The sequence below is a fragment of the Pseudomonas sp. MF08817 genome, from assembly GCF_059862705.1.
The window spans coordinates 37,468-60,116 of sequence record NZ_JCBCUY010000027.1 but is presented as its reverse complement, the minus strand read 5'-3'; the positions used below and the strand labels follow the sequence as shown (position 1 = coordinate 60,116).

The 22,649-nt window shown below is 65.3% G+C and carries 18 protein-coding genes and 1 pseudogene; 13 read left to right on the top strand and 6 right to left on the bottom strand.

Annotation, left to right across the window (positions count from 1 at the left end; genetic code table 11):
• The first annotated feature begins 193 nt into the window (after positions 1-193).
• From AC19YR_RS17465 to AC19YR_RS17440, 6 genes are read left to right on the top strand one after another with little or no spacing between them, the layout of a single operon-like run.
• Positions 194-817 carry a CDP-alcohol phosphatidyltransferase family protein gene (locus AC19YR_RS17465; RefSeq protein ID WP_095110112.1) on the top strand — a complete coding sequence of 208 codons (624 nt, stop codon included), beginning with the start codon at positions 194-196 and terminating at the stop codon, positions 815-817.
• Between the two features lie 10 nt (positions 818-827).
• Positions 828-2,585, top strand: a complete 1,758-nt coding sequence (locus AC19YR_RS17460; RefSeq protein ID WP_500599425.1) for a bifunctional alpha/beta hydrolase/class I SAM-dependent methyltransferase — start codon at positions 828-830, stop codon at positions 2,583-2,585.
• Entirely contained in the window at positions 2,582-3,919 is a 1,338-nt protein-coding gene (locus AC19YR_RS17455; protein WP_500599424.1) for a phosphatase PAP2/dual specificity phosphatase family protein, read from the top strand. Before AC19YR_RS17460 ends, AC19YR_RS17455 begins: the two co-directional genes overlap by 4 nt.
• The gene (locus tag AC19YR_RS17450) at positions 3,909-4,349 is read left to right on the top strand and encodes a hypothetical protein (protein WP_500599422.1); all 441 of its coding nucleotides are present in this window, start codon (positions 3,909-3,911) and stop codon (positions 4,347-4,349) included. Before AC19YR_RS17455 ends, AC19YR_RS17450 begins: the two co-directional genes overlap by 11 nt.
• Before the next feature lie 9 nt (positions 4,350-4,358).
• On the top strand, positions 4,359-4,979 hold the full coding sequence (locus AC19YR_RS17445; protein ID WP_095110119.1) for a lysophospholipid acyltransferase family protein: 621 nt from the start codon (positions 4,359-4,361) through the stop codon (positions 4,977-4,979).
• Complete coding sequence (locus AC19YR_RS17440; protein WP_095110121.1) at positions 4,980-5,912, top strand: phosphatidate cytidylyltransferase; 933 nt, start codon at positions 4,980-4,982, stop codon at positions 5,910-5,912.
• Between the two features lie 76 nt (positions 5,913-5,988).
• On the opposite strand, the gene AC19YR_RS17435 is transcribed toward AC19YR_RS17440, so the two are convergent.
• From AC19YR_RS17435 to AC19YR_RS17410, 6 genes and pseudogenes are all read right to left on the bottom strand, one after another.
• A complete protein-coding gene (locus AC19YR_RS17435) occupies positions 5,989-8,124 on the bottom strand; it encodes a hypothetical protein (RefSeq protein ID WP_500599421.1) in 2,136 nt (711 codons plus the stop codon).
• Positions 8,111-9,313, bottom strand: a complete 1,203-nt coding sequence (locus AC19YR_RS17430) for a DUF3142 domain-containing protein (RefSeq protein ID WP_500599420.1) — start codon at positions 9,311-9,313, stop codon at positions 8,111-8,113. The genes AC19YR_RS17435 and AC19YR_RS17430 overlap by 14 nt, the downstream gene beginning before the upstream one ends.
• A 139-nt stretch (positions 9,314-9,452) precedes the next feature.
• Positions 9,453-10,619 carry an acyltransferase family protein gene (locus AC19YR_RS17425; RefSeq protein WP_500599418.1) on the bottom strand — a complete coding sequence of 389 codons (1,167 nt, stop codon included), beginning with the start codon at positions 10,617-10,619 and terminating at the stop codon, positions 9,453-9,455.
• Positions 10,616-11,419, bottom strand: a complete 804-nt coding sequence (locus tag AC19YR_RS17420; RefSeq protein ID WP_095110361.1) for a class I SAM-dependent methyltransferase — start codon at positions 11,417-11,419, stop codon at positions 10,616-10,618. Before AC19YR_RS17420 ends, AC19YR_RS17425 begins: the two co-directional genes overlap by 4 nt.
• Before the next feature lie 78 nt (positions 11,420-11,497).
• A pseudogene (locus AC19YR_RS17415) lies at positions 11,498-12,763 on the bottom strand (glycosyltransferase); the annotation flags it as partial.
• Positions 12,763-14,340, bottom strand: coding sequence for a glycosyltransferase family 1 protein (locus AC19YR_RS17410; protein ID WP_500599416.1), 1,578 nt, complete (start codon positions 14,338-14,340; stop codon positions 12,763-12,765). The pseudogene AC19YR_RS17415 and the gene AC19YR_RS17410, both read right to left, overlap by 1 nt.
• A gap of 429 nt (positions 14,341-14,769) precedes the next feature.
• Between AC19YR_RS17410 and AC19YR_RS17405 the strand changes: the two genes are divergently transcribed.
• From AC19YR_RS17405 to AC19YR_RS17375, 7 genes are read left to right on the top strand one after another with little or no spacing between them, the layout of a single operon-like run.
• Entirely contained in the window at positions 14,770-15,684 is a 915-nt protein-coding gene (locus tag AC19YR_RS17405; protein ID WP_500599413.1) for a GDP-mannose 4,6-dehydratase, read from the top strand.
• Positions 15,681-16,652 carry a GDP-mannose 4,6-dehydratase gene (gene gmd, locus AC19YR_RS17400; RefSeq protein ID WP_500599412.1) on the top strand — a complete coding sequence of 324 codons (972 nt, stop codon included), beginning with the start codon at positions 15,681-15,683 and terminating at the stop codon, positions 16,650-16,652. Before AC19YR_RS17405 ends, gmd begins: the two co-directional genes overlap by 4 nt.
• 3 nt (positions 16,653-16,655) lie before the next feature.
• Positions 16,656-18,098: a mannose-1-phosphate guanylyltransferase/mannose-6-phosphate isomerase gene (locus AC19YR_RS17395; protein ID WP_500599410.1), complete on the top strand. Its 1,443-nt coding sequence runs from the start codon at positions 16,656-16,658 to the stop codon at positions 18,096-18,098.
• A complete protein-coding gene (locus AC19YR_RS17390) occupies positions 18,099-18,896 on the top strand; it encodes an ABC transporter permease (RefSeq protein WP_095110131.1) in 798 nt (265 codons plus the stop codon).
• Entirely contained in the window at positions 18,896-20,167 is a 1,272-nt protein-coding gene (locus AC19YR_RS17385; protein ID WP_095110133.1) for an ABC transporter ATP-binding protein, read from the top strand. Before AC19YR_RS17390 ends, AC19YR_RS17385 begins: the two co-directional genes overlap by 1 nt.
• Entirely contained in the window at positions 20,164-21,537 is a 1,374-nt protein-coding gene (locus AC19YR_RS17380) for a glycosyltransferase family 4 protein (RefSeq protein ID WP_500599409.1), read from the top strand. The genes AC19YR_RS17385 and AC19YR_RS17380 overlap by 4 nt, the downstream gene beginning before the upstream one ends.
• Positions 21,521-22,648 carry a glycosyltransferase family 4 protein gene (locus AC19YR_RS17375; RefSeq protein WP_500599408.1) on the top strand — a complete coding sequence of 376 codons (1,128 nt, stop codon included), beginning with the start codon at positions 21,521-21,523 and terminating at the stop codon, positions 22,646-22,648. The genes AC19YR_RS17380 and AC19YR_RS17375 overlap by 17 nt, the downstream gene beginning before the upstream one ends.
• Position 22,649 lies beyond the last annotated feature (1 nt).

Genomic DNA, 22,649 nt, shown 5'->3' with positions numbered 1-22,649 from the left:
CCCTGAAAAAATGTGTTCCACGTGGAACGCTCCGAATGCTCTGTGGCTTGAATGCCGTGTGGATCTGCCTTTTCCTCGCCAGCGAGCGTCGTACTGACAGCCCGCCACCGTTGGTAGTTTTTAAACACCGCGTGCCGGGCATTTGTGGCAATAATCCACGCTCGTTTGCGCAAGACAAGGAAAGGTCAAACCCATGCTCTCCATCTACCAACTCAAGCCCCGCTTCCAGAACCTGCTGCGCCCCTTGGTACAACGCCTGTACGACAACGGCACCACCGCCAATCAGGTCACGGTGCTGGCCGCAGTGGTGTCGGTGCTGATCGGCGTGCTGATTGCCTGCTTTGCCGATCACCTGTGGCTGTTCGCCCTGGTGCCGCTGTGGATGATTGTGCGCATGGCGCTCAACGCCGTGGATGGCATGCTCGCCCGCGAATTCGGCCAGCAATCGCCCTTGGGCGCGTACCTCAATGAACTGTGCGACGTGGTGGCCGATGCCGCGCTGATCTTGCCGTTCGCCTGGGTGCCTGGGGTCAGCCCGATGCTGGTGGTGGCCGTCGCGCTGTTGGCGGCGTTCGTCGAATACGCCGGTGTGCTTGGCCCGATGGTGGGTGCCAGCCGCCGCTATGACGGGCCCACGGGCAAAAGCGACCGCGCTTTTCTCTTCGGCTTCATGGCCACCGCCATCGCCCTCGGCTGGTACTCCACCGGTTGGCTCAATGGCCTGTTGCTGGCAATTGCCGGCCTGTCGGTCGTGACGCTGGTCAAACGGGTCCGCGAGGGCCTCAAAGAAGCTTCCCAAGCCAAGCCTTGCGCATAAGGACATCGCCATGCGTGACACCCAACAGTTGACCTTCACCACCCACGACGGCGTAGAGCTGTTCTACCGCCATTGGCCCGCGATCACCCAGGAAGCCGGGCAACCGCGCCAAGCGGTGATGTTGTTCCACCGTGGCCACGAACACTCGGGGCGCATCGCCCACCTGGTGCAGGAACTCGACCTGCCCGGGTTCGACTTTTTCGCCTGGGACGCCCGCGGCCATGGCCAGTCCCCTGGCGCCCGTGGCGACAGCCCAAGCTTCGCCACCAGCGTGCGCGACGTGCAGACCTTCTGCGATCACCTGGGCACCAGCCACGGTATTGGCGAAGAAAACATCGCCGTGATCGCGCAAAGCGTCGGCGCGGTGATCGCTGCCACTTGGGTGCACGACTACGCGCCGCGTATCCGCGCCCAAGTGCTGGCCTCGCCGGCCTTCAAGGTCAAGTTGTACGTGCCGTTCGCCCGCCCGGGCCTGGCGTTGATGCGCAAACTGCGCGGCAACTTCTTCGTCAACAGTTACGTCAAGGCACGCTTCCTCAGCCACGACCCGGAGCGCGTCGCAAGCTACGACAGCGACCCGCTCATCACCAAGGCGATCTCGGTGAATGTGCTGCTGGGCCTGTACGAGGCCGCCGACCGAGTGGTCGCCGACGCCCAGGCGATTCAGGTGCCCACCCAGTTGCTGATTTCCGGCAGCGATTTCGTCGTGCACCGCAAACCCCAGGAGCAATTCTTCCAGCGCCTGGGCAGCCTGCAAAAAGAGCAGCACATCCTCCCCGGTTTTTTCCACGACACCCTCGGCGAGCGCGACCGCGCCTCGGCGGTGGCCAGTGCGCGGCGCTTTATCCTGCACAACTTCGCCCGCCCGCTGAGCCGCCCCAGCCTGCTGGACGCCGACCGCGTTGGCGTGTTGTGCGCCGAGTCCGAAGCCCTGGCCGCGCCCCTGCCCCACAACTCACTGCGCGACCTGTACTGGCGCATGACCCGCGCCAGCATGGGCCTGGGCAGCAAGCTGTCGGCCGGGGTGAAGCTGGGTTTTGACACCGGTTTCGACTCCGGCAGCACCCTGGATTACGTCTACCGCAACCGCCCCACCGGGCACACCGCCCTGGGCCGGATGATCGACCAGAACTACCTCAACTCCATCGGCTGGCGCGGCATCCGCCAACGCAAGTTGCACGTCGAAGAACTGCTACGCCTGGCCATGCAACGCCTGCGCGACGCCGGGCAAGCAGTGCGCATCGTCGATATCGCCGCCGGCCACGGCCGCTACATCCTTGAAGCCTTGCAGGGTGTAAGCCCGTTGCCCGAATCGATCCTGTTGCGCGACTACAGCGACATCAACGTGCGCGACGGCAGCGCGCTGATCGAAGAAAAAGGCCTGGGCACCATCGCCCGCTTCATCAAGGCCGACGCCTTCGACCGCGCCGACCTCGCGGCCCTGGAGCCCAAGCCAAGCCTGGCGGTGGTTTCCGGTTTGTATGAGTTGTTCGCCGATAACGCCATGGTCGGCCAGTCACTGGCCGGGCTCGGCGACGCGGTGCCGGTGGGCGGTTACCTTGTGTACACCGGCCAGCCGTGGCACCCGCAACTGGAGCTGATCGCCCGTGCCCTGACCAGCCACCGCCAGGGCCAGGCCTGGGTAATGCGCCGCCGCAGCCAGGCGGAAATGGACCAATTGGTCGAAGCCGCAGGCTTTCGCAAACTCACCATGCGCGTCGATGAATGGGGGATTTTCAGCGTGTCCCTGGCACAGCGGGTGCAATGATGGGCGCCACTGCCCGCGAACCCGGGCTGTTCAAACCGGCGCTGCTGTGGCTGCTGCTGTTGGCGCCGCTGTTCTTCACCACCTACGGTTTCGCCACGTGGGTCACCGCCCAGCGCAGCGATGTGCCGAGCCTGGTGTTCGCCTGGGAAAGCCATATGCCGTTCTGGGCCTGGACCATCGTGCCCTACTGGTCCATCGACCTGCTTTACGGCTTTTCCCTGCTGCTGCCCAACAGCCGCGCCGAACTCAAGCGCCACGCCTTGCGCCTGCTCAGCGCGCAAGCCATCGCGGTGAGTTGCTTTTTGCTCTGGCCGCTGCGCTTCACCTTCCAGCGCCCGGAACTGGACGGCGTGTTCGGTTGGTTGTTCGACGTGCTCACGGGGTTCGACAAGCCGTTCAACCAGGCACCGTCCCTGCACATCGCCCTGCTGGTGGTGCTGTGGGTGTGCTTTGCGCGCCACACCCAAGGGCTGTGGCGGTGGCTGGTGCATGGCTGGTTCGCATTGATCGGCGTCTCGGTGCTGACCACTTACCAACACCACTTCGTCGACGTGCCCACCGGCGCCCTCGCCGGTTGGCTGTGCGTGTGGCTGTGGCCGCTGGACCGGCCCAGCCCACTGGCGCGCCTGCGCCTGAGCGCAGCCCCGCAGCGGCGCCGGTTGGCCGTGCGCTATGCCCTGGGCGCGGCGCTGTTCGGCGCGCTGGCGGGGTTGCTCGGCGGCTGGGGCCTGTGGCTGATCTGGCCCGCCGTGGCCTTGCTGCTGGTGGCGCTGAACTACGCCGCGCTCGGCGCCGAAGGCTTTCAGAAAGGCGCCGATGGCAACTTGAGCGCCGCCGTGCGCTGGCTGCTGGCGCCGTACCTGGCCGCGGTGTGGATCAATTCGCGGCTATGGACCCGCGCCCATCCGCAACCCGATGAAGTGGTCGATGGCGTGTGGCTGGGGCGCATTCCCACCCCAGCAGAGCTGGAGGCCAGCCCCTTCAGCGCGGTGCTGGACCTGTGCGCCGAGGCCTCGCTGCCGGCCCGTGGCGTAGCTTATTGCAGCGTGCCGGTGCTGGACCTGACGCCGCCCAGCGTCGAGCAGTGCCTGAGCGCCGCGCAAGCCATCGACCGCTTGCGCCAACAGGGCCCGCTGTTGGTGTGCTGCGCCCTGGGCTACTCGCGCAGTGCCACCGCGGTGGCGGCTTGGCTGCTATTCAGTGGCCGTGCCGTCAGCGTCGAAGCGGCGCTGATCCAGTTGCAACGCGCCCGCCCGCAGGTGGTGCTGCACGCCGCCCATCGCCAGGTGCTTGCGCAGTTTGCCGCGCAGTTGGAGAAACCCCATGGCCACTGACATGACCCTGTTCAGCGTCGCCGCCCTGCTGCGCCGAGGCCAAGCCCTGGATCGCCTGGCCACCGCGCTGACGGTACTGGCCGTGGCCGGCGCGTTGGCCCAGGCCTGGCTCGCGCCGCCCAACCCTTGGCTGCTGGCCTGGAGCGCGGCGCTGCTGGTGCTGGGCTTGCTGGAGAAGTACTGGGCCCTGCGCGTGGCCTTCGACGCCGAGTTGTTCCAGCGCCTGGCGGACGACCCGCAAGCGCTGGCGGAAAAAACCCGCGACCTCGATCAAGCCTTGGTCAGCCTCGGCCTGCTCGCCCCCACCCGCACCGCGCGGCCGTGGCCCGAACGCACGCGGGGCGCTCTGGCGCTGCTGCGGCGCCAGGCCCTGGCGGTCGGTGCGCAAGCCCTGCTCACACTGGGTTTGCTTGTGTCTTTTGCCGGATAAGGAATGCCCATGCTCGAACCTCTGGTCGCTACCCTCATCACCTCCGCTGCACGCACCGTCACGGGGGCGCGCAGCCTGTGGCTCGGTTGCGCGCCGACGCCGGTGCAACGCATCTACTTCGCCAACCACAGCAGCCACGGCGATTTCGTCCTGCTCTGGGCCTCGCTGCCGCCGGCCCTGCGCCGCGCCACGCGGCCAGTGGCAGGCAGCGATTACTGGCTCAAGAGCCCGTTGCGCCGCTACATCATCAACCGGGTGTTCCACGGTGTGCTGGTGGACCGCGACCGCAAGGACGCCACCAGCAGCCCGCTACAACCCATGCTCGATGCCCTGGAAAACGGCGATTCGCTGATTATCTTCCCCGAGGGCACCCGCAACCTGGAGGACGGCTTGCTGCCGTTCAAGAGTGGCCTCTACCACCTCACCCAGGCCTATCCCCAGGCCGAACTGGTGCCGGTGTGGATCGCCAACCTCAACCGCGTCATGCCCAAGGGCCGCGTGCTGCCCCTGCCACTGCTGTGCACCCTGAGTTTTGGCGCGCCGCTGGCCCTGGGCGAAGACGAAAGCAAAGAGCAGTTTCTGGCCCGCAGCCGCGATGCGCTGCTAGCCCTGGCCCCGGAGCAGGCGTAAATGGATAAGCAAACCCAACTGTTGTTCGCCGGCATCGGCGTGATTCTGCTGCTGGCCTCGTTGATCGGCGGCCTGCTGAAACTGCGCAACCGTGGCACGCCCAACCCGGTGATCGACAACCTCAACGCCCGCATCAACGCCTGGTGGGTGATGGTGCTGGTGATCGGCATCGCCTTCTGGCTGGGCACCAGTGCGGTGATCCTGTTGTTCTACGCGGTGTCGTTCTACGCCCTGCGCGAATTCATGACCCTCACCCCCACCCGGCGCAGCGATTACCCGGCGCTGGTGGCCGCGTTCTACCTCGCCCTACCGCTGCAATACCTGCTGATCTACTTCGACTGGTACGGCTTGTTTTCGATCTTCATTCCGGTCTACGTGTTCCTGCTACTGCCGATCCTCGCGTCCCTGGGCGGTGACAGCACGCACTTTCTGGAACGCGCGTCGAAGGTGCAGTGGGGGCTGATGATCGCCGTGTTCTGCGTGTCATTCGTGCCCGCGCTGTTGACCCTGGACATCGCCGGGTACGAGGGCCGCAACCTGCTGCTGATCGCCTACCTGGTGATCGTTGTGCAGCTCTCGGATGTGCTCCAGTACGTGTGCGGCAAACTGTTTGGCAAACGCAAGATCGCCCCGCGGTTGTCGCCGTCGAAAACCGTCGAAGGCTTTGTCGGCGGCGTGCTGCTGGCGTCGCTGATCGGCGCGGCGTTGTGGTGGATCACCCCGTTCAACCCGTGGCAATCGTTCCTCATCGCCCTGCTTATCAACCTGCTGGGGTTCGCCGGGGGCATTGTGATGTCCGCGATCAAACGCGACCGCGGGGTGAAGGACTGGGGCCACATGATCGAGGGCCACGGCGGTATGCTCGACCGCCTCGACTCGGTGTGCTTCGCCGCACCGATCTTCTTTCATCTGGTGCGCTATTGGTGGACTTGAGGGCGCTATCGCGAGCGGGCTCGCTCCCACAGCGGCCATACAACCCTGTGGGAGCGAGCCCGCTCGCGATGGGGCCTCAAGCCTTGCGCCGCCGGCTGATTAGCCACAGCCCCGCCGCGACGAACACCCCTACACCACCGTAGGTCACCCAGGTTTTGTACGGCCGCAGTTGCGCGCGCACCTCGCCGACGGCCTGGGTCACGTAGCGCTGGTTGATCCCGCTGAAATCCGGGGCCTGGCATTGGGAGCCGAAGTTCTCCGCCCACCACACGTAAGGCCCTTGGGCCACGTAGCGGCGGTAGTAGGTTTTCTCCTGTTCGCTGCCGCGGGTCCAGGTGGCTGCGTGGCATAGCACGGCGGCAAAGGCCTGGCTGGTGTGGGGCAGGAAGTCGGCGGCGCGGTTGGCCAGGTCGGCGGCGACCCAGCGGTAGTGGTAGCGCTCGTCCGGTTGGGCGGCGCTGGCCTGATGGCGCTGTACTTCGCCGGCACTGACAAAATCCCCGGCCACGAGCGCGTCGCCGCCCAGGCTGAAGCCGCCATCGAGCGAGGCGAAGTCCGGGGCCATTTCATAGCCCAAAAACTCCATCCCGTGGTCCCGCGCCAAAGTGCCCGCCCAGTAGTACGCCGGGGCGCGGCTGCCAGGCAGCCAACTGGACTCGGCCTCGCGCCGCAACTCGCCATAACCTTGGGCCGCACCGCGCACCTCAGGGTCGGCGAAGTAGGCCAGTGCCTCGTCGAAGCGCCCTTCGCGCATCATCCGCCGCCCCAATAAGTTACGCAGGCGCGCCGCCACCGGCAGCGGCACGTAGTTGGCGCGGTCCTCGTCACTCAATTGCGGCGGCGCCGGCACCTGGGCATCGACGTACTGCTTGAGTTCATCGAGGGTCAGCACCCGCTCGGCCACGGTGGCGGCGTCGAACCAATAGACATCCTGGCTGCGATAGAGCTGCTCGAAGGCTTGCAGGTAATCGCCGCGCTCCAGGGCCAGGATCGCGCTCTCGCCTTCCACCCGGCAGCGCGGTTGCAGCGATTCCAGGTCGCCATCCGGCCCGCGTTGCAGGCCCCACGACTCTTCCTGGGGGAAGGCCTTGGCCGCTTGCGCATAGGCGCTGGCGGCGGCGCTTTTATCGCCGGCGCGCAACGCCAGTTTGGCCCGCAGCCACCAGGCCAGGCCGCTGTCGCCAGCGTGTTCGAGGAAGGCCTGGGTTTGGGCGTAGTCGCCCTGCTGGTAGTTCAACGCCGCGAGGCGATCGGCGTTTTCCAGGCTGCCCTGGGTGCTGTTTTGCAGCAGCTTGATGAGGTTTTTTTCGCCGCTGGGTTGGTCGCCGAACGACCAGCCCAAGCGGCTGATAAGGGATGCCGTGAGCAGGGTCTGCACCGGTTTGCCCTGGAGTTGCTGGGCCAATTGCTCGGAGGGCAAGGCACGCAGTTCGCTCGCCACTTGCTTGAGGGAGCTGTAGCCCACCGCTGAGCCGTGCAGGTTTTGCGCGGCGTACAGGCCGATGGCGCCGTTCCAGTCGCCACTGGCCTTGGCCACGCGGGCCTGTTCACCGAGGCTGGCCACGCCCAGCTCCAGCGGGTCGCTCAGGCCTTCGATGCTCATCTGCCGGGCCTGTTCGAACGCCTGGATGGCTTGGCTGCGCAACTGGGCGCGGTGCAGGGGTTCGCTGTCATCGAGGCTCAAGGCATACAGCGCGCGGCCCAGGGAATAAGCGGCCCAGGTGCTGCGCAGCGGGCGCAACTCGCTGGGCAGCGCCAGCACTTTGCGCAGGTAGGTGGCGGCCAGTTCATGGTCGCCGGCGGCGAACGCCACGGCGCCGGCGGTGTAGAAGCTCAATTCATAGGGCAGGCCCGCGCCTTGCGCCTCGACTTCACGGGCATCGCTCAATTGCCGCAAGCGGCCCACCAATGCCTGCTGCGGCGGGGTCAGGCCCAATTGCTCGGCCTTGTCCCGCGCAGCCTGGTCGGTGGGCGCGGCGTAGTAGCTTTCGTCGGGGTTGTAGGTCAGGGCACTGGCGTCCTTCAACCCGGGGATGCGTTGGCCCAAACGGGTGATTTCATTGCCGAACTCGGTTTCGGGCAATTGCCCCAGCGTCGCGCCGCGGTTGTCCAGCAGGCGCATGGGGAAGTCCGGCCCGCAGGCCAGCGCCGTGCCCAGCGGTAGGCTGAGGCTCAGGCACAGCAGGTGACGCGGCCATTTAGAGACGAACATGTGAAGCTCCTTGATCGATTTTTGTACAGCGGGCCCAGCCGATAGCGCGCAAGGCGCCTGCTGGCAAACGGCCTTGTTGCAGACGGGTAAAGACAAGTTGTCCGGGGTTTCGTTGCACGGCGTAGCCGGCCAGGGCATCCACCGCCTCGCATTCGCCGACCGCCAGTTCCAGGCGTTCGGGCAAGGGGCTGTCGAGGTTGCCGTCGTTGCCCAGGCGAATGTCATAGAGCCCGGCGCGCTCGCTCAGGTGCAGTTGCAGCGGGCTGTGCAAGGCATCGCCCCGCGCCACGGCGCGCAGGGTCGCCAGGCTCCAGGCGCGGCGATCCCCGGCCAGCGGCAGGCGGAACCAGATCAGCCCCGCCAGATGAGCCGGCGGTGCCTGGCGCAGTTGCGCGGCGAGGGCGGCCAGTTGCACGGGGTCGGCCATTAATTCGCGGCGCTGGCCAGGACGCTCCAGAGGCACTTCGCTTTCCACCAGCGGGGCGCCGCTGCCGCTGGTCAGCAGGCCCACACCGTAGGCGGGCAAGGCCAGGTAGAAGGGTTTATCGGTCACGCGGCTCCAGCTTGCGGCCCAGGTTTTCGCCTGGGCCGGGTCGAACAGCCCCAGCTCTGGGCGGCTCACGGCGTGCACTTGCAGCACGCTGCTGTCCACGCTGTGCAGCAACGCCGGCAGGTCGGGGCTGGCCAGCCACGCGGGCAGCGCGGTGATGCTCAGCTTCAACCTGGGCGGCAGGCTGGCGCGCAGGCCCTGGAGAAACGCCCCGTAGCCCGCCAGCCGCGCATTGCCGGCGTCGTGGTCGATTTCCACGCCCGTCACGTTCAGGCCCAAGGCTTGCCAGTCGGCCAGCAGTTGCTGGATGTGCGCGGTGATGTCCTGAGAATCAAGCGCCGGCAACTGGCCGTCGAGGCGGATCACCGCAATCAGCGGGCGGCCATCGCGCTTGAGCAGCGCACCCTCGACCCGCGCCCGCCGCCAGCCGTCCCCGGGGAAGGCTTGCAGCGCCAGCACGCGCAGGGTGGAAAAGTCATCACGGGTGTGGGCCAGCGCCTCGTCGTGGGCAGCGGTCCATTGCCGTTGCCAGACGTAGAGCTGTTGGTCCAGGGGCGGTGCGTCTACAGGGCTGCACGCCCCGAGCAAGGCAAACAGCGCCGCCAGGGCGGGGCCGCGAAGGAAAAGGGAGGTGAACATAGGGGCCTTGAGCGAAAAGAAAAACACCCTCAGGGAGCGAGCCTGCTCGCGACAGCGATGCTCCAGTCACATCAGCATCAATGCACCGGGGCCATCGCGAGCAGGCTCGCTCCCACAACTGCTGGCGAGGCCCGCCAGCCTACTCAGGCATAGGCTGGCGAGCAATGGCGGCGGCGTTTTCTTCGCCCTGGCGGCGGCTTTCGAGGCGTTTGACCAACCGCGAGCCACGGTTGCGCATGGGCAGTTCGACGAGGCGGTAGCTCAGTTCGCTGAGCACCACGATCAACCCCAGCGCCAGGCCCAGCAGCAGCCACGGGTAGGCGTAAGGGTTGGGCCCGCCCGCCTCTTGCAGGCGAAAGCACACTTCGCGCAGGAAGAAGTACACCGGCACGTGGATCAGGTAGATGCCATAGGAGCGGCTGCCGACCCAGGTCAGCAGGTCTTTGAGTTTGCCCCGTGGGAACAGGTAGTCGCGGTTGTAGGACGCCACCCACACCAGCACCCCACAGATCACTGCAATCGCGCCAATCCGGTATTCCGGCAGCAAGCGCTTGGCCGCCAACAGGCCCAGCACGCCGCTGGCCAGCACCAGCAGCGCAAGCCCCAGCCAACCGCGGCGCAGGAAGGTCGGCTCCAGGCGTTGGTAACTCGGCTTGGCGCTCCAGATCGCCAGCAGCACGCCCAACGCCAAGGCATCGGTGCGCACGGCCATCAGCAGTGAGCCCCGTTCGATGAACAATTGCGCTAGCACCAAAACCGCCAAGGCCCAGGCCAGGCGCTGGCGAAACAGCAGGATCAGCAGCGGGAACAGCAGGTAGAACTGTTCCTCCAGCGCCAGGCTCCAGTAGACGAAACTGGCGCCGTACTCGTAATTGAGCTGCGCATCGGCAAAACGGAAGTTGGCGTAGTGCAGCAGCCCCGCCAGGGTCGCCTGCACGTTGGCATGCAGCGAGCCGAATGCGCCGGAGCGGTTGAACAGCAGCGCCGCCAGCAAGATAACCGCCAGCCACAGCCACGCCGCCGGCAGCAGGCGGAACACCCGGCGAATCCAGAAGCTGCGCGCCTGCTGCCAGAACGCCTGGCGCGTGGTGCAGCCCTGCAAGGTGGGGATCAGGCTGCGGGCGATGACGAACCCGGAGATGGCGAAAAACAGGTCCACGCCCCACCAGAATTGCGCGCGCGGATCGAGGGCTTCGAGCCAGGACGCGGTACCGAGGAACAGGTTGTCGCGCATGTGGTGCAGCACCACGCCCAGCACCGCGATGCCTCGCAGCACCTCGATGTCCATGATCCGCTTGAGGCTCATGACGCGGCCTCGGGCTTGCGGGCAATGATGACCTGGCTCTTGGGCATGAAGTCATCGAGCAACTGCTTGACCGCCAAGCCGTTGGGCTGGTCGAGCAAACCCTGCCAGGCCTGCGCCCAGCCTTCCATCAGCGGCGGGTAGGGCGCGTGGATGCGGTCGCGCACCGCGCCGCTCAAGTCCTTGCCGGCGGCCCGTTCGCTGGCCCAGAAGAAGATCATCCCCATGACCCAGAAGAACCCGCAGGATTGGCGATGTTCGATCACCAACCCGGCATCTTCGATCAACGCCGCAAAGCGCTCGCGGGAGAAGATCTGGATATGGTTCGGCGACTGGTAATAGCCCGGCGGCGCGATGCCTTTTTGCAGGTGCTCGCCCACCGGGTCCGGGACGCTGATTAAAAACTGCGCACCCGGGCGGCCCATGCGCACCAGTTCGGCCATAAAGGCTTCTGGCTCGTCGACATGCTCCAGCACCTCGGTGCACACCACTTTGCTCGCGCAGCCGTCGCTCAGGGGCAACGGCAAGCTGTTGCTGACCAGGCCCAGGCATGGCGCCCGGGCTTCGCTGGCCACCCGTTGCGCCAGCTCATGGACCTTGTCGAATTCGCTGTCGGTGAAAATCACCGACGCGCCCTGGCGCACCGCGAACAGCACCGAGCCGCCCTCCCCGCAGCCGACGTCGAGCAGGGTGTCGTCCGGGGTGATGGCAAAGCCCTTGAGCAACTCGCCAGTGTCGTTCTGATACCAGCCGTCGAGCACCGCGTCTTGCAGGCCCACGTCACGCGGCGAAGGGTCGTCCATGACGATCGGCCCGCCGCTGGCAAGGCGCAGGCGCTCGGCGGCGACCAGGTCAGGCGGGTGGCCGTGGGTCTTGTGGCGATCCAGCAACTGGGCGAAAAACGGCTCCAGCCGTTCGGCGGCGGTGGCCTGGCTACAAAAATGTTCGAGGCTGCGCACCGCGTGCTCGGACATCTGCCCATAGCGTTCGCCGTCGCCCGTGGCCACTTGGTAGCTGACACGAAACGCCCGGCAGATCGACTCCCAATTGGCGGTGTAGCGCAAGGTGCGATAGGCCGAGCGGGGGTCGTGGGGCCACGCGGTGAGTTCTTCGGTGGAGTCGATGATGAAAGCGTTGTCGGGGTCGATGTAGTCGATCATCGCCGTGTTACGCGGCGCCACGGCCGGTTTACCGCACGACATGAACTCCATCAGCGGCAGGCACTGGCCTTCGCCGTAGGAGGTGTTCACCACGTAGCTGGTGGCTTGTACCAGGCGCTCGTAGTCCGCGTCGGCGAGGTAGCCGTAGATCAGCACGATGCGGCAGCGGTACGGCTGGTTCCGGTAGAGGTGATGGAGGATGCCGGTCAGCGCCTGCTCGGCGTCGTGGTGGGTGAGCTTGAGCACCAGGGTGGCGTCTTCCACGTCTCGAAAACTGGTGCAGAAGGCGCTGAGCATGTCTTCCCAGTTTTTGCGCCCGTCGCAGGGGTTGAACACCGAGGTGTAGACCACGCCATCCAGCACCAACTCGCGCGTTTGCGCAGGTGCCGTGAAGTCGATGCCGGGGCCGCTGCGAATCGCGGCCGGGGCGAAGGCTTGCAGGTCGAGCTGGCGGCTGTCCACCAGCAGGCCCTTGAGGGTCAGGCGCACCTGGCGGGCCTGGGGCTGGCAGACGAGTTGCCGGCCACGGGCGGCGAAACGGTCCCAGACCGGCGCCGGGATCGCGCAGATCGGGTAGTCGGCGCCCATGGCGTCGCGCACAGCCTTGACCGTGTAGGTGGAGTGGGTGATCGCCGCGCCGGTGGAGCGCAGCACGATGCGCCAGTCATTGCGCGGGTCGGCGTACCAGCTCTCGTTGGGAATGGTGCTGAATTCCCAGGCGAACACCGGCAGGGTCGGGCACGCGTAGTGGGTCATGGTGCGGTGCGGCGGCGAAAACGACAGGAACACGCAGTCCTCGCCCCGGGCCTGGCACTCGGCGTAGAGGCGGTCGACTTCTTCGTCCGGGTCGGTGACTTCCACCACTGTGCCCAAGCGTTCGAGCACCGGGCGGTACTCCTTGAGCACGAAGTAGTAGCTGTATTCCGAACGCCCCAGGTTCTGGGCGATGGTGCGTTGGTTGGTTTCCGAATAAATGAGGATCAGCATCAGGCTTGCTCCGCCGCGTGGCGGGCCGCAGCCGTCGCCGGTTCGTCCGCCAGGGGCAGGTTGAAGAAGATCGCCGCGCGCTGCTGCAACACCGTCACCGCGCAGTACGCCTGCATCCGCGCCTGGGCGGCGGCGGCCATTTGCGCGTAGGCATCAGGCTGGGTACGGGCCAGGCGATAGCTGGCCTGGAAGGCGTTTTTCAGTGCGCCCCAGTCCGGGCGGTGGCGGCGTGTGCGGTTGAGCTGGCGGGTGTCGTGGGGCCACAACGCCGGCTCTTCGCTCGAGGGCACCACAAAGGCCACGCTGTCGTCGATGTAATCGCCCAAAGCGCTGTGGGCCGGCGCAATGGCCGGCACGCCGCCAGCCATAAACGCCATCAACGGTAGGCACACCGCCTCGGCGCGTGAGGCGTTCACGTAGAAACTGGCGGCGTTTTGAAGCTGGGCCTGTTGCGCCGCGTCCAGTTCGCCGTACATGACCATGACCCGGCAGGAAAATGGCGACAGCTGCGTCAGCACGGTGAGCAGCGGCGTGTAGCACGCCGCCAGCGGGCAGCCTTCGATACGCAGGATCAGCGTTGCATCCGCCGTATCGCGAAAAGCCCAGCAAAACGCGCTGATAAGTTGCGGCCAGTTGTTCTGGCCTTCCTGCGGGTTGAACGTGCTGACGTAGACCACGCCGCTGACGTCGGTTTGCACCCAGTGCTGGGTGTCGGGCAAATCCAGCACCGGCACTTGCGGCTCAGGCACCGGCAGCGGTGCGGCGACGCTGGGCAGGTGTTTTGCCAGGGCTTGGTGCAGGGTATCGGGCAGCAGGTCGCGCACGCCTTCCCAGTACCAGTGGCCCAGGTAACGGCGGTCGTCGCTGGGGCTCGGCGCCACCTCGCGGCCCAAGCGGTGCAACAGCCATAGGCGCAGGTAATGGCGGGCAATGACCACGCGCCGGCGCGGGGTCAGCGGCGGCGGCAGCAAGGCATCCAGGCGCGCCTGCTCTTGGGCGGTAATCTCCACCGGCAACTCGGGCAACAGGGAATCAACCGACAGCCCCAGCGTACGGGTGTCCAACAGGCAACCTTGGAGCTGGATCGGCGAATCGGTTTTGACCGGCGCGGGCAACGGTTGATCGGCCAGTTGCGGCCACTGCATGGCGGGCAGCACCAGGATCGGGAAGTCCTCGCCCATGGCCTTGCGCACGGTGCCGGCGGTGTGTTCCGACAGAGTGATGGCACGGCCATGACGGCCCAGGAGCTGCCGCCAGTCGTGGGCGGGGTCGTCGTCCCATGGCTCGTCAGGGATCGAATCGAACTCCCAGGCGACGACGCACAGCGTCGGGCAACGCAGGTCGGCGGCGGTTTCGTGCACGGGGGCGAAGGACAGGAACAGGCCATCCTGGCCTTGCTCCTGCAACTGCCGGTACAGCGGATCGACCTCGGCCGTCGACTGCACCACATGCACCCGCCCCAGGCGTTCGAGCACAGGTTGGCAAGCCTTGAGGACGAGGTCGTAAGGGTATTGCGTGTGGCCGGCAACCGATGGGTTGGCGCCGATCTGTGTGTGCGAGAAAAGAATGAAATTCATGGCATCCCACGATGAAACCGCGATCCGGCGGTTTCACTCAATGAGGGTAGAACCCACGAGCCGGCCCTGATGCTTCAATGCCCGGTCCGAAGTTTTTCTACCCGTCTACGTTCTTGTTTTATTGGTCAGCTTTCCGTTGCCGGAGGGCAGCCACGCCGATCGCTGGATAATGGCGATGAGGCGCATTCTAAACACATCCGTTCGGGGTACGCGAACCGCCACAGGGCATTTAGCGAACGACTCTGGGGAGAACCCGACGGTCACAAAGGGACTTGTTGAAATTGCTGGCCAATTGGCACAGATTGACGGGAAAACAAATACAACAATAACCTCACCTGCCGTATTTTCTGGGCAAAACCTCAGAATTTCGCGGTTTTTCCCAGCAAAGACTGGGTAAGGTCGAAGTTTGCTAATGGAGGGGATTGCCGTTTGAAAAAGCGTCTGTTCGTTACGGGTCTTAGCGGATTCGTAGGACGTCACATCCAATCTCGTCTGATTCGTCCTGATTCAGTGTGGGATCTTTTACCCGCCCCTTCTGACTATGATATTTCCGACGAAAGGACCCTGGAAAACCTGTGGCCGCACATGCCGGACGCCGTCATTCACCTGGCCGGCCAGACCTTCGTGCCCGAGGCCTTTCGTGACCCGGCCGCGACCCTCAAGGTCAACCTGCTCGGCACCCTGAACCTGCTACAAGCCCTCAAGGCCCGAGGCTTTACCGGCACCTTCCTGTACGTCAGTTCGGGCGATGTCTACGGCCAGGTCAGCGAAACCGCCCTGCCCATCGACGAACAGCAGCCGCCCTGCCCGCGCAACCCCTACGCGGTGAGCAAAGTGGCCGCCGAGTTCCTCTGCCTGCAATGGGGCATCAGCGAAGGCTGGCCAATGCTGGTGGCGCGCCCGTTCAACCATATCGGCAGCGGCCAGAGCGACAGTTTCGTGGTCGCCAGTGCGGCCCGCCAGATCGCGCGAATCCAGCAGGGCTTGCAGGCCCCGCGCCTGGAAGTGGGTGACATCGACGTCACCCGCGACTTTCTCGATGTCAGCGACGTGGTATCGGCCTACCTGGCGATGCTGCAAAGCGCCGCCCCGGGGCATATCTACAATGTCTGCTCCGGCCGCGAGCAGAGCATCAGGGACTTGATCGAACAACTCGCCGCCCTCGCCGACATCGAGATCGAACTGGTCCAAGACCCTGCGCGCCTGCGCCGCGCAGAACAACGTCGCGTCTGTGGCAACCCTGCCAGGCTGCAACAGGCCACAGACTGGACGCCGCTCATCACTACACAACAATCCCTGCGGGCGATCCTGTCCGACTGGGAGTCACGGGTACGACAAGAATGACAAAAAGTGCACTGATAACAGGGATTACCGGGCAAGACGGGGCCTATCTGGCCAAGCTTCTGCTCGACAAGGGATATAAGGTCCACGGTTTTGTCGCCCGTCGCAGCAGCGACTCACGCTGGCGCCTGCGGGAAATGGGCGTCGAGGAGCAGATCATCTACCTGGACGGCGACATGGCCGACGCCTGCTCCGTGCAGCGTGCCGTCATCAAGGCCGCGCCCGATGAGGTCTACAACCTGGCGGCGCAGAGTTTCGTCGCCGCGTCCTGGGACCAACCCGTGACTACCGGCATCGTCGATGGCCTGGGCGTGACCCACTTGCTGGAAGCGATCCGCCAGTTCAGCCCCCACAGCCGTTTCTACCAGGCTTCCACCAGCGAGATGTTTGGCCTGATCCAGGCCGAGCATCAGGACGAAAGCACACCGTTCTACCCGCGCAGCCCTTACGGCGTGGCCAAGCTGTATGGCCACTGGATCACCGTGAACTACCGCGAGAGCTTCAAGCTGCACGCCAGCAGCGGGATTCTGTTCAACCACGAATCGCCCCTGCGCGGCATCGAGTTCGTCACCCGCAAAGTCACCGACGCCGCCGCGCGGATCAAGCAAGGCAAGCAGCAGGAGTTGCGCCTGGGCAACATCGATGCGCGCCGCGACTGGGGCTTTGCCGGCGACTACGTCGAGGCCATGTGGCTGATGCTGCAACAGGAGCAACCCGACGACTTCGTCGTGGCCACGGGCGTCACCACCACGGTGCGCGACATGTGCCAACTGGCGTTCGATCACGTGGGCCTCAATTACCGCGATTACGTCAAGGTCGACCCGGCGCTGTTTCGCCCAGCCGAGGTGGATGTGCTGCTGGGTAACCCGGCCAAGGCCCAGCGGATACTGGGCTGGAAGCCCAAGACCGATCTTCAGACCCTGATCTGCATGATGATGGATGCAGACATGAAACGCGTCGCCAAGGAGTAAGGCATGCTGATTCCCGTGATTCTTTCCGGCGGCGCCGGAACCCGTTTGTGGCCGGTTTCCCGCGAGGGCCATCCCAAGCCGTTCATGGTGCTGCCCGACGGCCAGACCCTGCTGGGCAAAACCTACCGCCGCGCCGCCAAGCTGCTGACCGGCAGTGGCCATATCGTCACCGTGACCAACCGCGACTACTACTTCCAGAGCAAGGACCACTACCAAGCGGCCAAGCTGGAGCGCCATCGCGGCCACTTCCTGCTGGAACCGGCCGGGCGCAATACCGCGCCGGCCATCGCAGCGGCGGCGCTGGCGATCCAGGCGCTGCATGGCGACGACGCAATCATGGTGGTCATGCCCGCCGACCATTTGATCCAGAACGAGCACGCCTTCGCCCAAGCCGTGGAACACGCCACGCAATTGGCCCGGGCCGGGCACCTGGTGACCTTCGGCGTGGTGCCCACGGCCCCGGAAACCGGTTTTGGCTACATCCAGGCCGGCGCCAGCCTGGACGCCCAGGGCGCCACGAAAGTGCAGCGCTTCGTAGAAAAACCCGACCTGGCCACTGCCCGCGATTACCTGGAAAGCGGCGATTTTTTGTGGAACTCCGGGATGTTCTGCTTCAGCGTCGCGACCCTGCTCGACGAACTGCACACCCACGCCCCCGCATTGCTGGAGCAGGGCCGCGTCTGCCTGGCAGCAAGCGCCCCGGTGGATGCGGGTGGCTGCCTGCAGCAAGAGTTATCCACAGACGAATTCGCCCAGATGCCGGACATTTCCATCGACTACGCCTTGATGGAGCTGTCGGACAAAGTCGCCGTGGTGCCCGCCGCATTCGACTGGAGCGATATCGGCTCCTGGAACGCGGTCAGTGCCCTGGTGCCGGCCGATGCGCAGAACAACCGCAGCACCAGCGAGGCGCTGTTCATCGACAGCCATGGCAACTTCGTGCAAAGCGAAGGCCGGGTTGTGGCCGCGGTGGGTGTGGATAACTTGATCGTCGTCGATACGCCCGACGCCATACTCGTCGCCCACGCCGACCGCGCGCAGGATGTGCGCCGCGTGGCCAAGCAGCTCAAGGCGCAGAACCACGAAACCTATCGCCTGCACCGCACCGTTAGCCGCCCGTGGGGCAGCTACACCGTGCTGGAGGAAGGCCCGGGCTTCAAGATCAAGCGCATTGTGGTCAAACCCGGCGCGTCCCTGTCCCTGCAAATGCACCATCACCGCAACGAACACTGGGTGGTGGTCAAGGGCACGGCCAAGGTCACCAACAACGGCGACGGCGCCCACCTGGTCAACAGCAACGAGTCCACGTTCATCGCCGCCGGCCACAAGCACCGCCTCGCCAACCCGGGGGTGATCGACCTGGTCATCATCGAGGTGCAAAGCGGTGAGTACCTGGGCGAAGACGACATCGTGCGTTTTGAAGATCAATACGGCAGGACGGACTGAATGCTGCTTAACCTTTACCGCTCGCTGTGGAGCTACCGCGATTTCATCCTCGGCAGCGTCAAGCGCGAGTTCCAGTCGCGCTATCGCAACTCGCTGTTCGGCGCGCTGTGGACGGTGCTCAACCCGCTGTCGATGATCGTCGTCTACACGGTGATCTTCTCTCAGGTAATGCGCGCGCGCCTGCCCGGCGTGGACGACACCATGGCCTACAGCATCTACCTGTGCGCGGGGTTGCTGACCTGGGGCCTGTTCGGCGAAATCACCCAGCGCAGCCAGAACATGTTCCTGGAAAACGCCAACCTGCTGAAGAAGATCAGCTTCCCGCGCATCTGCCTGCCGGTAATCGTGCTGTGCAACGCGGCGGTCAACTTCGCCATCATCCTGGGCCTGTTCCTGGGTTTCCTGCTGATAACCGGGCGCTGGCCCGGCCTGCCGTTGCTGGCGCTGATCCCGCTGCTGGCGCTGCAAGTGATGTTCGCCGCGGGGCTGGGGATGATCCTGGGGGTGCTGAACGTGTTCTTTCGCGATGTCGGGCAACTGTTCGGCATTTGCCTGCAATTCTGGTTCTGGTTCACCCCCATCGTGTACCCGCTGGCGATCCTGCCGGAGTCTATCCAGCGCCTGCTGGCCCTCAACCCCCTGACCGCGCTGATGAACAGCTACCAGAACCTGTTCGTCTACGGCCAGTGGCCGGTGTGGAATTCGCTGCTGCCGACCCTGGTGATCGGTGTGCTGTTCTGCGTGATAGGCATGCGCCTGTTCCGCCAACGGGTGGGCGAAATGGTGGATGAACTCTGATGGCAGACGTCGCGATTCGCGTAACCGGCCTGGGCAAGGCCTATAAGCAATACCCCAACCGCTGGAGCCGTTTGCTGGAGTGGATCGTGCCCTTCAGCGCCCAGCGTCATCGCCAGCACTGGATCATGCAGGGCGTCGATTTCGAGATCGCCCGGGGCCAAGCCGTGGGCATCGTCGGCGCCAACGGCGCCGGCAAAAGCACCCTGCTCAAGATGATTACCGGCACCACCCAACCCACCTGCGGCAAGATCGAGGTCAAGGGCCGGGTAGCGGCCCTGCTGGAGCTGGGCATGGGTTTCCACCCCGATTTCACCGGCCGGCAGAATGCCTTTATGGCGGGCCAGTTACTGGGCATGCAGGTCGAAGAAATCGAAACCCTGATGCCCGGCATCGAAAGCTTTGCCGAGATCGGCGAGGCCATCGACCAACCGGTGCGCACCTATTCCAGCGGCATGCAGATGCGCCTGGCCTTCAGCGTGGCCACGGCCCGGCGCCCGGACATCCTGATCGTCGACGAAGCCCTGTCGGTGGGCGATGCCTACTTCCAGCACAAGAGCTTCGAGCGCATCCGCCAGTACCGCCAGGCCGGCTCCACGCTGCTGATCGTGTCCCACGACCGTGCGGCGATCCAGTCGATCTGCGACAGCGCGATCCTGCTCAAGGACGGGCACATGGTGCTGCACAGCCACCCGTTGGAAGTGCTGGACTACTACCACGCCATGATGGCCGAGCGCGAAGGCCAGATCGTCAAGCAGGAAGCCCTGGACACCGGCGAGGTGCGCACCATCTCCGGCACCGGCGAAGCGGGCATCCTCAATGTGCGCCTGCTCAATGCGGATGGTCGCGCGGTGGAAGTCACCGAAGTCGGCCAGCCTGTGGTGCTGCAAGTGGAGGTCGAAGTACGCCAGGACATCGAACGCATGGTCCTGGGCTTCATGATTAAGGACCGCCTCGGCCAGGCCATGTATGGCATCAACACCCATCGCCTCGACCAGCCGCTGACCGACCTGGCGGCGGGCGAAAAAATCACCTACCGCTTCGCCTTCGATATGCGCCTGGGCACTGGCAACTACTCCGTGAGCCTGAGCCTGTCGCGCCTGGACTCGCACCTGGACCGCAACTTCGAGTGGCGCGACTACGGCTTGGTGTTCCACGTTATCAACAACCGTCGCGAAGACTTCGTCGGCTGCTCCTGGCTCGATGCCCAGGCCAGCATCCAGCGAGGCGACGGCCAGCCCAACGCATCGATTACCTCGCAGGCCACGCCATGACGCGCCTGTTGATCGAATGTACCTACGTGTTCGAGCACCCCAAGGTCAACTCGGGCATCCAACGCGTGGTGCGCAACGTCATCCGGCAACTGCCGGCCAGCACCGACGCGGCGGAGTACATCCCCGTGGCGATGTTCAACGGCAAGTTGTACCGCGTGCTCAGCTTGACGCCACTCAACGCCCGCTACCTCGATGGCCTGACCGGGTTGGGCGTGCGCCTGGAGCATGGCGCGCAGCGCTTCCAGCAGCTGTATCGAGCCGCCGAGCGGCGCCTGGCCGGGCAATCGCGTTGGGTCAAGCGCGCCGCCTATGTGGCGTATCGGCTCAGCTCGATGGCCTGCTTCGGCGCGCCGCTGCGCCTGATCCGCAGGATCCACGCCCACGAACTGCCCAAGCGCTGCGTGCCCTTGCCGCACCGGCCGGGGGATCAACTGGTGTTGCTCGATTCCTCCTGGCACGCGGACTTCTTCCCCCTGGCCGAACAGCTCAAGCGCGACGGCGTGGGGATCGTCTCGGTGATCTACGACCTGATCCCCGTCACCCACCCGCAGTTCTACGACGCAGGGCTGGTGAACATGTTCAACCACTGGTTCGACTGGATCACCCGCACCGCCGACGGCTACATCGCCATCTCCAAAACCGTGCGTGACCAATTGCGCGCAGAACTGGCCACGCGTCTGGGCCCGGAACAGGCCGCGCAGCGTTGGTTCGACTACTTCCACCTAGGCTCTGAACTGGACCTCAGTGGCGACGGCAGCACCGTCGAGCCGCGCTTGCTGGCGCTGTTCACCGACCCGGCGCCGGTGTTCCTGATGGTCAGCACCATCGAGCCACGCAAAAACCACGATTACCTGCTCGACGCCTTCGACCGCGCCTGGGCCCAGGGCTCCAATGCACGCCTGTGCATCGCCGGGCGCGTCGGCTGGAAATGCGACGCGCTGCTGGAACGGGTGCGCCGTCACCCTCAACTCAACCGTCGTTTGTTCATGTTCAACGACCTCTCGGACACCAGCCTGGAACACGCCTACTCCCACGCCACGGCGCTGGTATTCCCCTCCCACATCGAAGGCTTCGGCCTGCCGTTGGTGGAAGCCATGCAACGCGGCCTACCGGCCATGGGCAGCGACATCCCGGTGTTCCGCGAGATTGGTGGCGATTTCATGGCCTATTTCGACCTCGCCCAACCACAAAGCCTGGCCGACCTCGTCACGCAAATGGAAACCAGCGGCCAATTCCCCGCCCCCCGCGCCGTGGGCGACTGGCAGTGGCTGGGCTGGCGCGAGGCCAGTGCGCAGTTCGTCGAGCACATTCAGCGCAATCTGGAAAAGGCCCCGGCGCCGCCGCAGAGGCAACATGCAGATTGCCCTTAACGCCCGCATTCTTCAGGCCCCGCGCACGGGTATCGGCCACTACGTGGCCGAACTGACCAGCGCCCTGCGTGCCGACCCGCAGATTTCGCTTTCGCTGTTCGATGGCTGGGGCTGGAGCCCAAACCTGCCTGCTGCTGCGCTGCCCGGTTACTCGCGCCTCAGCCCGCTGCTGCGTCGGTTGCCAGGGGCGTACCAGGCGCGGCGCTGGTTGGAGCAACAGCGCTTCGACCGCCAGCCGCAACCCATCGACCTCTACCATGAACCCAGCCTGTGGCCTTTTGAATTCAAGGGCCCGACCATCATCACCCTGCACGACCTGACCCACCTGCACTACCCCGCGACCCAACCGGCGGCGCGCCTGCGGGAAATCGAGCGGCGCCTGGGCCGGGGCGTGGAGCAAGCACGGCTGGTGCTCACTGACTCGCAGTTTGTCGCGCACGAAGCGCAACGCCACTTTGGCTTGCCCGCGCAGCGCTTCATCGTGGCGCCGCTGGGGGTGGCGGCGCGCTTTCACCCCCGCAGCGCTCAGGCGCTCGAACCGCTGCTGCAAGGCTTGGGCGTCGAGCCGGGTGGCTACTTTTTGTGCGTCGGCACCCTGGAGCCGCGCAAAAACCTGGTCCAGGCATTGCGGGCCCACACCCTGTTGCCTGAAGCCCTGCGCCAGCGGTTTCCGTTGTTGATCGTCGGCATGGCCGGCTGGAAGAACCGCGACCTCACCCATGAGCTGCAAAAGGCCCTGGCCAGCGGCCATGTGCGCCTGATGGGCTACTTACCCGACGAACAGGTCGCGCACCTGGTGGCCGGCGCCCGCGCCCTGGTTTTCCCCTCGCTGTACGAGGGCTTCGGCCTGCCGGTGGTGGAAGCCATGGCCAGCGGCACACCGGTAATCCTGACCCCACGCTCGGCCATGCCGGAAGTCGCCGGCAACGCCGGCACCTATATCGAACCCGATGATGTGCAGAGCCTGCGCGATGCGCTGCGGCTCTTGATCGACGACTGCGCCTACTGGCAACACTGCCGGGAAGCGGGGTTGCAGCAGGCGAAGCTTTTTTCCTGGGAACGTTGTGCGCAGATCACCGCGCGCGCGTATCGCCAGGCTTTAGGAGGTTGAA